The sequence below is a fragment of the Paracoccus sp. (in: a-proteobacteria) genome (assembly GCF_030536915.1).
GTDB lineage: Bacteria > Pseudomonadota > Alphaproteobacteria > Rhodobacterales > Rhodobacteraceae > Paracoccus.
Map to the genome: position 1 here is coordinate 1 of NZ_JAUNPC010000082.1, position 12,196 is coordinate 12,196.

The following is a 12,196-nucleotide window of genomic DNA, read 5'->3' on the forward strand; positions in this document are numbered from 1 at the left end:
TGCGGCACTCGACGCCGGGGGTCACGCTGATCTCGCCGCCGCCGCACCACGATATCTATTCCATCGAGGACCTGGCGCAGCTGATCTATGACCTCAAGCAGATCAACCCGCGCGCGAAGATCACGGTCAAGCTGGTCGCCGGCGGCGGCGTCGGCACCATCGCGGCGGGGGTGGCGAAGGCCAAGGCCGACGTCATCCTGATTTCCGGCCACAACGGCGGCACGGGCGCCTCTCCCGCCACGTCCATCAAGTTTGCGGGCCTGCCGTGGGAGATGGGGTTGACCGAGGCGCATCAGGTGCTGGCCATGAACCGACTGCGCGACCGGGTGACGCTGCGGACCGACGGGGGGTTGCGGACGGGCCGCGACGTGGTGATGGCGGCGATGATGGGGGCCGAGGAATACGGCATCGGCACCGCCGCCCTGATCGCCATGGGCTGCATCATGGTGCGCCAATGCCAGTCGAACACCTGCCCCGTGGGCGTCTGCACGCAGGACGAACGGCTGCGGGCGATGTTCACCGGCAGCGCGGACAAGGTCGTGAACCTCATCACCTTCTACGCGCAGGAGGTGCGGGAGATCCTCGCCTCGATCGGCGCACGCAGCTTGGACGAGGTGATCGGGCGGGCGGACCTGCTGACGCAGGTCAGCCGCGGCTCGGCCTTCCTCGACGACCTCGACCTGAACCCGCTGCTGATCACCGTCGATGGCTCGGACAAGATCGTCTATGACCGCTCGCGCCCGAGGAACGCGGTGATGGACACGCTGGACGCCGAGATCGCCCGCGATGCCGCCCGCTTCTTCGAGGACGGCGAGAAGATGCAGCTGTCCTATGCGGTGCGGAACACCCAGCGGACGGTCGGGACGCGCACCTCGTCGCTGATCGTGCAGAAATACGGGATGCGGAACGCGCTGCAGCCCGACCACCTGACGGTGCGGCTGACGGGCTCGGCCGGGCAGTCGCTGGGGGCCTTCGCGGCGCCGGGGCTGAAGATCGAGGTCTCGGGCGACGCCAACGACTATGTCGGCAAGGGCCTGTCGGGCGGGATCATCGTGGTGAAGCCCGCGATGGGCAGTCCGCTGGTCGCCGCCGACAACGTCATCATCGGCAACACCGTGCTGTATGGCGCGACCGACGGGTATATGTTCGCCGCCGGGCGGGCAGGCGAGCGGTTCGGGGTGCGGAACTCGGGCGCGAAGGTGGTGATCGAGGGCTGCGGGACCAACGGCTGCGAATACATGACCGGCGGGGTGGCGGTGATCCTCGGGTCCATCGGCGCGAATTTCGGCGCGGGGATGACGGGGGGGATGGCCTATCTTTACGACCCCGAGGGCGTGGCGCACCGCTACATCAACGCCGAGACGCTGGTGAGTTGCCCGGTCACGGTCGCCCACTGGGAAGACCAGTTGCGCGGGCTGATCGAGCGCCACGCGGCCGAGACCGGCAGCCGCCGGGCGGCTGACATCCTGTCCGGCTGGGATCGCGAGCGGGCGAAGTTCCTGCAGCTCTGCCCGCGCGAGATGCTGCCCCATCTCAGGCACCCGCTGGCGGAAACCGGGGAGCTTGCGGCGATCCCGGCCGAGTAAGGGGATGTCGGGTCGGAGTTCTGCGGGGTCCCTGCCTCGCTGAAAACGGTCCCCCTGACCATCCGGCAGGAAAACAGCCTTGATGGCTGTCGTCTGATCCGCCCTGTGTTCCGGGCGCCCGGCCGCCCGGGATCTTCAGGCGAAGAAGAACAAGGGGGGCGCCGCGGCGCCCCTTCGCCTCATGCGGAGTTGTGGTCGGGGCCGGCGCAGCGCCGTTGCGTCAAGACCCGTTCTCGCCAATAGTCGCCCCCAAAACGGGGACGCTTGCGACATGCTGGTAATGGTTCGGCCGCGGACGATCTGGATGCTGGCCGGGCTGGTCCTGGCGGTCATGCTGGTCGCCCGCCTGGGCAACGTGCTGGTGCCCTTCGTGCTGGGCACGGCGCTGGCCTATTTCCTCGACCCGCTGGCCGACCGGCTGCAGCGCATCGGGTTCTCGCGCGGCTGGGCGGTGGCGGTCATCATGCTGGTGGGGCTGTCGGCCATGATCGCGGCGGCGCTGTGGCTGCTGCCGACGCTGATCGCACAGGTGCGGCAGGCGGTCGAGGCGCTGCCGCGCGCCGTCCGCTCGGGCTTCGACTTCCTGACCCTGCATTTCCCCGAGATGATGGAGGACGGCGGCTTCCTGCGCCAGTTCATCACCGACCTGTCCGACCGCATCCGCCTGACCGCGCTGATGCTGCTGGGGGGCACCGTCAGCACCGTCATCAGCGCGGTGGGCACCATCTTCATCTTCATCGCCACGCTGACCGTCTCGATCTACATGCTGTATGACTGGGACCGCATCGTGCGGGGCGTGAACAAGCGCCTGCCGCCGGAACAGGCGCCGCTGGTCCGCAGGCTCGCCCGCGACATCGACGGGGTGATGACCGGCTTCGTGCGGGGGCAGGTGATCGTGGGCGGGCTGCTCGCGACGTTCTATTCGACGGTGCTGATGGCCCTGGGCCTGAACTACGGGCTTCTGATCGGGATCGCTTCGGGGCTTTTGAACTTCATCCCCTATCTCGGGTCCTTCTCGGGCTTCATCCTGGCGACGGGGGTGGCGCTGGTGCAGTTCTGGGGCGACTGGTGGCGGGTGGCGGCGGTGGCCTTCATCTTCGTCCTCGGGCAGGTGGTCGAGGGCAACTTCGTCACCCCCCGGATCGTGGGCGATTCGGTCAAGCTGCACCCGGTCTTCCTGCTGCTGTCGCTGGCGGTCGGCGGGACGCTCTTCGGCTTTTCGGGGCTGCTGCTGGCGGTGCCGCTGGCGGCGGGGCTGGGGGTGATCGTGCGCTATTTCGACGCCGAATACCGCGCCAGCATCCGCCGCCGCCGCACCCGCCAGCCGCTGCAACCGCGGGTGGATTGAGGCGTCAGCGCGTCATCCTGTCCGCCGGACAGGCCGGCGTCGCCTTCAGCCGTTCCAGCACGAACAGGGACAGGCGAGACCTGACCGTCACCATGGCGGCCAGCGCCGCTTCGAAGCCCGCGCGCCATCCGCGCGAATGGTCGGGCGGCTCGATGCCTGCGAAGACGGACAGGCCAAGGCCACGCCCAGCCTGCTGACCGCCAGCGCCACGCGGCCGGGCAGCACGCCCGTGGCTTCCAGCTTATGGATGCCTTTCCAGCAGGCTGTCCGGGACAGGCCCACATGCTGGGCGATCCGGCCGATGGGCTGCGCCGCGCCGCGCATCAGGGCTGCGGCGATTCTGTAGTGGATGAGATCAGCCGTGATCATGGCGCCCTTTGGTCGCGTCCCGCTGGGCTGGCATTCGGGCGCAGGAACATCCATGCTCCGGGTCGTCTTTTATTTCTCCTCCTCGCGGTGCTTGCGGCCAGGGCGGAGCCTGCCTACGGCTTGCTGATGATCACGCAGAAGATGAAATACGCGCTCAAGGCGCTGCTGGTTCTGGCGGACGAGGCGGCTTCGGATACGCCGCAGCCCTTGCCGATCGAGCAGGTCGCCCGGCGATCCGGCACGCCCAAGCGGTTCCTGGAACATATCCTGCTGGAGATCCGGGACAGCGGGGTGATCGCCTCGCGGCGCGGACGGACGGGAGGATATGTGCTGGTCAAGCGCCCGGCCGAGGTCAAGCTGTCCGAGCTGCTGCGGCTGATCGACGGGCCGCTGGCGCCGCTGCCCTGCCTGTCGCGCACCGCCTATCAGCGCTGCGCCGATTGTTTAGACGAGGAAACCTGCCGCATCCGCAAGACCTTTGCCGATGTGTTCTGGACCTATCTGCTGATCATCGATTCGCTGACGCTGGCCGACCTGATGCGCTCGGGCGACATGGCCAGCCGGGTCATCGCCGAACCCTGACACCGCCCTGCGCGGACCTCTCCCGATCCTTTCCGCTCTCAAAAAGAGCGTTTTCGCCTGCATTTTTATGCGCGGCGGGGCCGAAGAATGAACTTTTATAATCACGATCAAATCTCCCGTGATTTTTTTCTTGCCATACACGACTTCATGGATCGATATTTACCCCATGGCGGCGGTCCATGGCCGGCGCGCGATCATGAGGAACAACCAGATGACCCGGCAGACCCTTGGTTCCATTGCCCCTCGTCCCCGGCCCCTGACGCTTGCCGAGGTCATGGCCCCCCTGCGGCGGGCGCGCCCGCTGCTGACGGGGGGCCTGATCCTTGCCGCGCTGGCGCTGGGCATCGGCGGCGCCCGCGCCGAATCGCTGCTGAACATCAGCTACGACCCGACGCGGGAACTTTACCGCGACGTGAACGCGGCCTTCGCCGAATACTGGACCGCGCAGGGCCATCCCGCGCCGCAGATCGAAACCAGCCACGGCGGCTCGGGCGCGCAGGCGCGGTCCGTCGTCGAGGGTCTGAACGCGCAGGTGGTGACGCTGGCGCTGGCCTCGGACATCGACCGCATCGCCCAGGCCGGCAAGCTGCCCGCCGACTGGCAGTCGAAGCTGCCGCATAATTCCTCACCCTATACCTCGACCATCGTGTTCCTGGTGCGCGAGGGGAACCCCAAGGGCATCCGGGACTGGGGTGATCTGGTGGCCGAGGGCGTGCAGGTCATCACCCCGAACCCCAAGACCTCGGGCGGGGCGCGCTGGAACTATCTTGCCGCCTGGGCCTGGGCCGAGCGGAACGGGCAGGAGCCGCAGGACTTCGTGGGGGCGCTGTTCCGCAACGTGCCGGTGCTGGACTCGGGCGCCCGCGGGGCGACCACGACATTCGCCCAGCGCGGCATCGGCGACGTGCTGCTGGCATGGGAGAACGAGGCCTACCTTGCGCTGGAGGAACTGGGCGAGGATCAGTTCGACATCGTGGTGCCCTCGGTTTCGGTTCTGGCCGAGCCGCCGGTCGCCATCGTCGAGGCCAACATCGCCAATGACGAGCAGCGGGCGCTGGCCGAGGGCTACCTGGACTTCCTGTATTCGCCGCAGGGGCAGGCGCTGGCCTTCAAGCATTACTACCGCGCCTGGGACGCATCCGCCGCCGCGCCCGAGGACGTGGCCCGCTTTCCGCAGGTCGAGCTGGTGGACATCGCCCATTTCGGCGGCTGGGCCAAGGTGCAGCCCGAGCATTTCGGTGACGGCGGCATCTTCGACCAGATCTATGTGCCGAAATGAGCAGGCCCTTGGTGCAGCCATCGCCCATGCCGGGCCTCAAGCTGGCGATGGGGATCACGATGGCGATGCTGTCGGTGATCGTGCTGCTGCCGATCGGCGCCCTGCTGCTGAAAGGCGCCGACTTCGGCCTGGCCAACATCTGGGCGACGGTGAACCGGGACCGGGTCTGGGCGGCCTTGTGGCTGTCCTTCCGGCTGTCGGCGCTGGCGGCGCTGTTCAACCTTGTCTTCGGCGTGCTGCTGGCATGGGTGCTGGTGCGCTATCGCTTTCCGGGCCGCCGGCTGCTGGACGCGGCCGTGGACCTGCCCTTCGCGCTGCCCACCGCCGTGGCGGGGATCGCGCTGACCGCGCTTTACGCGCCGAACGGGGCCTTCGGCGCGGTGCTGTCGGACTGGGGGATCAAGGTGGCCTACACGCAATGGGGCATCCTGATCGCGCTGGTCTTCGTGGGCCTGCCCTTCGTCACCCGCACGGTCCAGCCGGTCATTGAGGAGATCGACCGCGAGGTCGAGGAAGCATCCGCCACGCTGGGGGCATCCCGGCTTCACACGCTGCGCCACGTGATCCTGCCGATGCTGGCGCCCGCCGCGCTGACGGGCTTTGCACTGGCCCTGGCGCGGGCGGTGGGCGAATACGGCTCGGTCATCTTCATCGCCGGGAACATCCCGCTGGTGACGGAAATCGCCCCCCTGCTGATCGTGATCCAGCTTGAGGAATTCAACTACGACGCCGCCGCCGCCATCGGCATCGCCATGCTGCTGATCTCCTTCACGCTGCTGCTGGCGATCAACCTCATCCAGATCTGGAGCCGCCGGAGGGTCGGATATGTCTGACATCCCCTTGCCGCCCGCCAGCCTTCGCCCCGCCGCCCCCCGCCGCCGCTTCCGCGCCGCGACCGAGGAAGCGCCCGCCCTGCGGATCGCCCTGATCCTGCTGGCGTGCCTGGGCTTGGGCGTCATGGTGCTGGCGCCCCTTGTCACCGTCTTTGCCGAGGCGCTGTCCAGGGGCTTCGGCGCGGCGGTGGCCAGCCTGTCGGACCCGCAGGCCTGGTCGGCCATCCGGCTGACCCTGCTGGTCGCGGCCATCGCCGTGCCCCTGAACGCGGTCTTCGGGATCGCCGCCGCCTGGGCGATCACCAAGTTCGACTTCCGCGGCAAGGCCTTCCTCATCACGCTGATCGACCTGCCGTTCTCGGTCAGCCCGGTGGTCGCGGGGCTTTGCATCGTGCTGACCTTCGGGGCGAACTCGATGATCGGGGGATGGCTGGTGGCGCATGGCTTCCCTATTGTCTTCGCCCTGCCGGGCATCGTCATCGCCACGATGTTCGTGACCTTCCCCTTCGTCGCCCGCGAGCTGATCCCGGTGATGATCGAGCAGGGCCGCGCCGAGGAGGAAGCCGCCCTGACGCTGGGCGCATCCGGCTGGCGGGTCTTCCGGACCGTGACGCTGCCCAACATCCGCTGGGCGCTGCTGTATGGCGTGCTGCTGTGCAATGCCCGCGCGATGGGAGAGTTCGGGGCGGTCGCCGTGGTGTCGGGCAAGATCCGCGGCCAGACTGCCACCATGCCGATCAGCATCGAGATGCTTTACAACGAATACATGTCCGTCGCGGCCTTTTCGATGGCCGCGCTGCTGGCCCTGCTGGGACTGGTCACGCTGCTCATCAAGACCGCGCTGGAAATCCGCCATGCCGACGCGCTGGCGGCCCAGCGGCGACATTGAAAGGAAACGGGTCATGGTGATCCAGATCGACGAAATCTCGAAGCTGTTCGGCGCGACGGCGGCGCTGCATCCAGTGTCGCTGTCGATCCCCGGGGGCGCCCTAGTGGCCCTGCTGGGACCGTCGGGGTCGGGCAAGACGACGCTCTTGCGTATCCTCGGGGGGTTGGAATACCCGACTTCGGGGCGGGTGCTGTTCGACGGCCATGACGCGACCGGCATGACCGTGCAGGAACGCCGCGCGGGCTTTGTCTTCCAGTCCTATGCGCTGTTCCGGCACATGACGGTCTTCGACAACATCGCCTATGGCCTGAACGCCCGGCCCCGCGCCACCCGCCCGCCAAAGGCCGAGATCGTCCGCCGGGTGACGAAGCTGCTGGACCTGATCCAGTTGCCGCACATCGCCGACCGCTACCCGAGCCAGCTTTCGGGCGGCCAGCGCCAGCGGGTGGCCTTGGCGCGGGCGCTTGCCATCGAGCCGCGGATGCTGCTGCTGGACGAGCCTTTTGGGGCATTGGACGCCAAGGTGCGCAAGGAACTGCGGCAGGGGCTGCGCGAGATCCACGACGAGACGGGGCTGACCACGATCTTCGTCACCCACGATCAGGACGAGGCGATGGAACTGGCCGACCTGGTGGTGGTGATGTCGATGGGCCGGATCGAGCAGATCGGCAAGCCTGCCGATATCCGCGCCCGTCCCGCCACCGCCTTCGTGCGGGACTTCATCGGCGCGTGAAGGGACGGGCGGCGATGCCGCCCGCCGGTTTCAGCCCAGCGTGATCTCGCGCTCGGCTTCCGCTACCGTGCCGGACTCGTCGAACCACGCCATCCGCAGGGTGCCGGACTGGCGGGCGGCGAAGGTGAACTCGAGATAGGGGTTCTGCGAGATCGCCGTTTCCGGCAGCCATTCCATCAGCAGCGTATCGCCCAGCGTCGCGGTGAAGCCGGTCAGGATATCGGCCGGGATCGGATCGCCATTGGCGTCCAGCCGGAAACCGCTTTCCATGACATGGACGATCTGGGCGCGGACGCGGACGATCTCGTCCCTCGCGGGGGTTTCGTTGCTGATCCAGATGCGGGGGGGACGGGACATGGCAGGCTCCTTACAATCCGCAGCCGCCGGCGGCGACGGTGATTTCCTGCCGCGCGACCAGCACCCGGCCGTCGTTCATCCGCGCCAAGGCCCGCACCGGCATGGTCCCGATCAGCCGCAGCCGCACCGCCACGTCCGCCGATCCCATGGCCGGGGTGAACTTGAAGCGGCAGGCAAGGGGCAGGGGGTTCAACTCGGCGATGACGATGATCTCTTCGCACCACGAGTCCTCAGTGATCGGTTCCGTCACATGGACACGGACCGGCACCGCGGCGGGGTTGTCGCCCAGCGCGGGCAGGTCCAGCGCAAGCCCCTCGGCCAGGGGCGTGGCGCCGCCCGCGAATTCGGCCGCGAGATCCTCGGCCAGCGCCGAGTCGAGCTGCGGCATCGCCAGCGAGCTTTGCGCCAGCGCCGGGCGCAGGCCCAGCGCCGCCATGCCGGCCAGCGCGGCGGTGCCCATCAGCAACCCGCGCCGGTCAAGGTCAGACACGAACGAAGTCATCGAACATCCCGTTGATCCAGACATAGTCTTCCTCCATCAGGTCGGGCGTGCGGACGTCGATATCAATCTGCGTCTGATGCACGAGGCCGTCAGCGGCGACCTCATACAGGAACTCGACCGAGATCGCCTCGCGCGGGTCGCCGTTGACCAGCATGTAGCAGAGGTTGTCGGGCAGCCGCGCAATGACTTCCTCGCCGCGCACGCGTTCGCCGATGTTCTTCGCGACCAGCTTGCCGATGTAGTTCGCGACATGGGCGCTTTTCGGGTAATGCCCGAACTGGGGCGAGATCGGCCCCATGCTGTCGCCGACGATATAGACGTCCTCGTCGGCGTTGGCGTGGTAAAGGCGGGGGTGCATGTCGGCCCAGCCGGTGGATTTGCCCTCGGCATCCTTGCCGATCAGGTCGGCGTGGAACACCATCTCGGCCGCCTGATGCGGCGGCATGAAGATGGCGTCGTCAAAGTCGAAATCGCCTGCCTCGGTCATGATCCGCTTGCCCCACGGATCGACCTCTTTCACCCGCGCATTGGGAACATGGGTGATGATGTCGGGATAAAGCTCGGCAAAGGCCGCGCGGTAGCCTTGGCCGATGGGAGCGACCTGCGGCTTGGGATCGAGGATCACGATCTTGGCCGGGATGTTGTTGGTCTTGAAATGCCAGGCCATCAGGCAGGCGCGCTCATAGGGCGAAGGCGGACAGCGGTGGGGCGGCGGCGGCAGGGTCATCACGATGGTGCCGCCCTGGAAGTTGCGGACCTTGTCCTTCAGCCCCAGCATCTGCCCCTGCGGGATATAGGCGGATGCGTAATGCGCGCGGGTATGGTCGATCGCCGCCTGATCGTCGCCGAACCAGACGTCCCAGGCGTCGCGGATGCCGCCCGAGAGGATCAGGAAATCGTAATCCACGTTGCCCTTGGAGGTGCGGACGATCTTCTTGTCACGCTCGATCCCCGTGACGTCGCACTGGATCAGGGTATAGCCGTATCTGTTCGCGGGCCGCTGCATGTCGTGGACGAGGAAGCCCGTGTCCACCACGTCGATCAGCCACTTGTTCGAGAAGGGGGCGGACCAGAAGAAGGGGTTGCGTTCCAGCAGGATCACCTCGGCGTCGGGCAGTTCCTGCTTGACGTAGCGGGCGGCGGTCAGCCCGCCCCAGCCGCCGCCCGCGATGACGATGCGGGGCGCGCTGCCCGAGCGCGGCTTGAGGGTGGTTTCCCCTGTCAGGGCGGCGGGGGCGGCCAGCGCGGGGGTCAGGTTCATCAGCCCTGCGCCCAGCGCGAGGGCCGGCGCGGCAGTCAGAAGCGTGCGGCGGCGGATCATGGTTCAGGTCCTTTCGATGAAGGCGGTTTGCGGAAGGATCAGCAGGCCCAGCGCCGTCCCGGCGAGGATGCCGGCAAAGGCCACGAGGCTTGCGATCGATAGGGTGGAAAGGCCCGACAGCCCCTGTCCGATGGAGCAGCCGAGCGCGAGCACGCCGCCGAAGCCCATCAGCGCCCCGCCTAAAGCAGAGGCGACGGTCTGCCGGGGCGAGCCGAAGCTTTCGGCCCGCAGGCTGCGGGTCAGAAGCGCGGTCGCGAAGGCGCCCAGCAGGGTGCCGCCGATGATGGCGACCCCGAAAGCCGCCTGCCGCCCGGTGGACAGCATGAGCCACAACACGCTTTCCCCCATCGGGCCGATGTAGCTCAGCGAGGTCAGCGGCTTGGGGTCGAAGGGGTCGTCGGTGGCGAAGGTGATCCACCAGCCGCCGACCACTGTCGCGCCGATGATGGCGGCCATCGCGGCCTCAAGCGGGCGGCGGCGGATCAGCGGCCAGGCGAAGGCCGCCAGCGCCAAGGCGGGCAGGATCGTGGCAATTGCCAGCGCGACCTGCGCCGGGATGCCCGCGCCTGCGATGAGTTGCGGCAGCGACAGCCCGGCAAGGTTTGCCTGCCCGAGTTGCTGGACCGCTGCGCGGGCCGGGGCCAGCACCCCGGTCAGCGTGGCCTGCGCCGCCAGCCCGAGGCAGAGCAGCACCACCAGCGACCGCAGGTTGCCCCCCGCCAGCAGCACCAGCGCCCGCGCCCCGCAGGAATTGGCCAGCGCCATGCCGAGGCCGAAGATCGCCCCGCCGATCAGCATGGCCAGCCAAGGGCTGCCCGCCCGCAGCGGCAGGGCGGCTTGCAGGTCGGTGCCGCCGATAAGGTTCAGCGCCTGCGTCCCGGCCAGCGCCACGGCGAGCGCCAGCGCAAAGGCTTGAAGGGCGGAGAGATCGCGCGCAGCCTTCCCCGGCACCAGCCCCTTCATCCCGCGCAGCAGGCAGAAGCGGCCTGCGCGGGCGGCGGCGCCAAAGATCGCGCCGAGGGTCAGGCCGAGGACGACCACGCTCACGCCCGCGTGCCCCAGATGTCGGCGCAGATCGCGGCATACCAGCCGGCGCCGTAATCGGCCTCGGCCTTGCGGAAATCCGCGCCTGCGTCCAGCGGGCTGACGCCGCCCGAGCCTTCGATCTCGACGACCTTCCCGTTTTCGCCGCGATAGACGCCCGCGACCGAGATGCCGTAGCCGGGGCCGATCAGGCTGTAGCAGGTGTTGGCGTAGCTCGCCGGCGGGGCCTCGCGCCCGGTGAGTTCCGCGGCGATCACGGCGGCGGCGACCTTGCCTTGCGTGTTGGCGGCAAAGCCCGACTTGGGCATGGGCGCGGCGATGGTGGCGTCTCCGAGGACGAAGATGCCGGGCACTCGCGCGGATTCGAAGCGCTCGCCATCGACCGGCACCCAGCCGGTGTCGTCCGTGACGCCCGCACGTTCGGCGATCAGCCCGGCCTTCTGCGGCGGGATCACGTTCAGCACGTCGGCCTTGTGGACGGTGCCGAAGCCGGTCACGGCCTCGCGGGCGGGCGCGTCCACCTGTTCCACCAGCCCGTCGTCGGACAGGCTGACCCATTCGATCATGCCGGGATAAAGCGCCTCCCACCCCTGCTGGAACAGCGCCTGCTTGGAAAACTTGTCCTGCGAATCGAGGATCAGGATCTTCGACCGCGGCTTGTTGGCCTTGAGATAATGCGCGACCATGCTGGCCCGTTCGTAAGGTCCCGGCGGGCAGCGGAAGGCGCCCTGCGGGACGACCATCGCGAACAGCCCGCCATCCTCCATGGCTTCCAGTTGGGCGCGCAGAAGCCGGGTCTGCGGCCCGGCCTTCCAGGCGTGGGGGGCAAGCTCGGCGGCGGCTTCGTCATAGCCCTCGATCCCGTTCCAGCGGAAGTCGATGCCGGGGGACAGCACCAGCCGGTCCCAGTCCAGCCGCGCGCCATCCGACAGGGTGACGGTGCGGGCAGTGGCGTCCACATCCTCGGCGCGGGCGTGGATCACCTCGATCCCCTGGGCGCGCAGGTCGCCGAAGCCGTGGCCGAGGCTGTCCCAGTCGCGCAGGCCGGCGAGATAAAGGTTCGAGAAGGGGCAGGTGACGAAGCGTTCATTCGGCTCGACCAGCGTGATCCGCAGCGCGGGGTCCAGCCGGCGCAGATAGCGGGCGGCGGTGGCGCCGCCGAAGCCGCCGCCGACCACGACCACATGGGCCGCGCCTTGGGCCCGGACCAGCGCGGGCAGGGCAAGCGCGCCGATCCCCGCGCCGATGCCCCCAAGGATGCTGCGGCGCGCGATCATGGGTCCACCCTTTCGAACCACTCGGCAAGGGCGCGGATCTGCGCCTCGTCATAGCCCTTCATCAGCCGCGGCATGA

At 68.3% G+C, this 12,196-nt stretch carries 13 protein-coding genes; 7 read left to right on the forward strand and 6 right to left on the reverse strand.

Annotated features, from left to right (window positions below):
• Together Q4F04_RS12350 and Q4F04_RS12355 are read left to right on the forward strand one after the other, a co-directional pair.
• Positions 1-1,586, forward strand: a 1,586-nt coding sequence (locus tag Q4F04_RS12350; protein ID WP_303370123.1) for a glutamate synthase-related protein, incomplete at its 5' end; no start/stop codon positions are given.
• A 271-nt stretch (positions 1,587-1,857) separates the two neighbouring features.
• Positions 1,858-2,934, forward strand: coding sequence for an AI-2E family transporter (locus Q4F04_RS12355; RefSeq protein ID WP_303370124.1), 1,077 nt, complete (start codon positions 1,858-1,860; stop codon positions 2,932-2,934).
• Between the two features lie 87 nt (positions 2,935-3,021).
• Here Q4F04_RS12355 and Q4F04_RS12360 read toward each other — a convergent pair whose 3' ends face one another.
• On the reverse strand, positions 3,022-3,303 hold the full coding sequence (locus Q4F04_RS12360) for an Lrp/AsnC family transcriptional regulator (protein WP_303370125.1): 282 nt from the start codon (positions 3,301-3,303) through the stop codon (positions 3,022-3,024).
• A 126-nt stretch (positions 3,304-3,429) separates the two neighbouring features.
• Here Q4F04_RS12360 and Q4F04_RS12365 point away from each other — a divergent pair, with 126 nt between their 5' ends.
• The 5 genes from Q4F04_RS12365 (at position 3,430) to Q4F04_RS12385 (ending at position 7,619) form a co-directional block, all read left to right on the forward strand.
• Complete coding sequence (locus tag Q4F04_RS12365; RefSeq protein WP_303370126.1) at positions 3,430-3,885, forward strand: Rrf2 family transcriptional regulator; 456 nt, start codon at positions 3,430-3,432, stop codon at positions 3,883-3,885.
• Between the two features lie 274 nt (positions 3,886-4,159).
• Positions 4,160-5,164 carry a sulfate ABC transporter substrate-binding protein gene (locus Q4F04_RS12370; RefSeq protein ID WP_303370135.1) on the forward strand — a complete coding sequence of 335 codons (1,005 nt, stop codon included), beginning with the start codon at positions 4,160-4,162 and terminating at the stop codon, positions 5,162-5,164.
• Positions 5,161-5,997 (forward strand): sulfate ABC transporter permease subunit CysT, encoded by an 837-nt coding sequence (cysT, locus tag Q4F04_RS12375; RefSeq protein WP_303370127.1) that lies wholly within the window; start codon positions 5,161-5,163, stop codon positions 5,995-5,997. Before Q4F04_RS12370 ends, cysT begins: the two co-directional genes overlap by 4 nt.
• Positions 5,990-6,886: a sulfate ABC transporter permease subunit CysW gene (gene cysW / locus Q4F04_RS12380; protein ID WP_303370128.1), complete on the forward strand. Its 897-nt coding sequence runs from the start codon at positions 5,990-5,992 to the stop codon at positions 6,884-6,886. Before cysT ends, cysW begins: the two co-directional genes overlap by 8 nt.
• A gap of 13 nt (positions 6,887-6,899) precedes the next feature.
• Positions 6,900-7,619: a sulfate/molybdate ABC transporter ATP-binding protein gene (locus Q4F04_RS12385; RefSeq protein ID WP_303370129.1), complete on the forward strand. Its 720-nt coding sequence runs from the start codon at positions 6,900-6,902 to the stop codon at positions 7,617-7,619.
• 30 nt (positions 7,620-7,649) lie between these two features.
• Here Q4F04_RS12385 and soxZ read toward each other — a convergent pair whose 3' ends face one another.
• From soxZ to Q4F04_RS12410, 5 genes are read right to left on the reverse strand one after another with little or no spacing between them, the layout of a single operon-like run.
• Positions 7,650-7,976 (reverse strand): thiosulfate oxidation carrier complex protein SoxZ, encoded by a 327-nt coding sequence (soxZ, locus tag Q4F04_RS12390; RefSeq protein WP_303370130.1) that lies wholly within the window; start codon positions 7,974-7,976, stop codon positions 7,650-7,652.
• Between the two features lie 10 nt (positions 7,977-7,986).
• Positions 7,987-8,466 carry a thiosulfate oxidation carrier protein SoxY gene (locus Q4F04_RS12395; RefSeq protein ID WP_303370131.1) on the reverse strand — a complete coding sequence of 160 codons (480 nt, stop codon included), beginning with the start codon at positions 8,464-8,466 and terminating at the stop codon, positions 7,987-7,989.
• Positions 8,459-9,799 (reverse strand): FAD-dependent oxidoreductase, encoded by a 1,341-nt coding sequence (locus Q4F04_RS12400; RefSeq protein ID WP_303370132.1) that lies wholly within the window; start codon positions 9,797-9,799, stop codon positions 8,459-8,461. Before Q4F04_RS12400 ends, Q4F04_RS12395 begins: the two co-directional genes overlap by 8 nt.
• Positions 9,800-9,802: 3 nt before the next feature.
• A complete protein-coding gene (locus Q4F04_RS12405) occupies positions 9,803-10,846 on the reverse strand; it encodes a YeeE/YedE family protein (RefSeq protein WP_303370133.1) in 1,044 nt (347 codons plus the stop codon).
• Entirely contained in the window at positions 10,843-12,120 is a 1,278-nt protein-coding gene (locus tag Q4F04_RS12410; RefSeq protein WP_303370134.1) for an NAD(P)/FAD-dependent oxidoreductase, read from the reverse strand. The genes Q4F04_RS12405 and Q4F04_RS12410 overlap by 4 nt, the downstream gene beginning before the upstream one ends.
• Positions 12,121-12,196: the final 76 nt, after the last annotated feature.